At 66.3% G+C, this 1,081-nt stretch carries 1 protein-coding gene; it reads right to left on the reverse strand.

Annotation, left to right across the window (positions count from 1 at the left end):
* Positions 1-176: 176 nt before the first annotated feature.
* Positions 177-1,081 (reverse strand): sugar ABC transporter substrate-binding protein (locus AC097L_RS25970; protein ID WP_479589570.1); only part of this gene is annotated, 905 nt, incomplete at its 5' end.

A 1,081-nucleotide genomic window follows, 5' to 3' on the forward strand; every position in this document is an offset into this window, starting at 1 on the left:
GGTTTCGGGGCGGCGCAACAGTGCGCCGAAGGACCAGGGCGTGGGGCCTGGACGCGTGTCTGGCGCGCTGGCGGCAGACGCTGGTAAGGAGGTGTGCGGGTTCATGGTGGGCTCGAAGTGGTCATGGGAGGGAGTCGGGGCGCAGCCCATGCAGGCTGTGCCCCGCGACAAATGGCTTAGCGGGCTCCGGCGGCGGCACCGGCTACGGTGGCATCCACGTTGGACGCATCCACGATGCCGGGGCCGGTCAGGATGGGTGCGGTCGGCACTTTCAGGCCGTACTGCACGTAGGCGTTGAGCATGGACACGGCTAGGTAGCCTTGCAGGTAGGGTTGCTGGTCGATGCAAAAGAGCTGGGTACCCGCCTTGATGCGTTGCAGGTTGGTAGGGTCGATGTCGAAGGTGCCCAGCTTCACCTTCTTGGTAAAGCCGCCCTGGCTGATGCCGTTGGCGGCGCTATTGGCATCGTTGGCCGCAATGGTGATCACGCCGTCTACGGTGGGATCCTTTTGCAGCGCAGCCTTGATGGCCTGGGCCACCGCCGTGGGGTTGCCAAAGGCCGAAGACGGCAGGGGCAACTGCACGCTCTTGCCGCCGCCCTTGGCCATGCCCTCGGCCACGCCTTTGCAGCGCGACTCCTGGTTGGTGGAGCCGGGCTGGGTGTTGATGCACAGCACGTGCTTGGCACCGTTGCGGGCGAAGTACTCGCCACCGCCCATGCCTGCCACGAACTCGTCGCTACCCACGTAATTCTGGGCTCCCAGGCGCTTGGCGGACTCCATGCCACCGGCGTTGTAGACGATCAGCGGTACCCCGGCGGCCACCACTTCCTTGAAGGCCGCGTCCATGGCTTCGGGCACCCAGTTGGGGCCGACGATGGCATCGGGCTTCTGGCTCAGGGCCGAGCGGATCAGCTTGGCTGCATCGGGGCCGAGGTTGTCGTAGGTCTGCGGGCCGAGCCAGGTGACAGTGCCGCCTGCGGCCTTGACCACCAGGGCCGCGTCGTCGGCACCCTTCTTGACCCGCGACCAGAACGGATCGTCGGCCTTGCCGCCGATCACGAAAATTTTGGGCCCTGCCG

This window comes from Rhodoferax sp. RT5P35 (genome assembly GCF_056521385.1).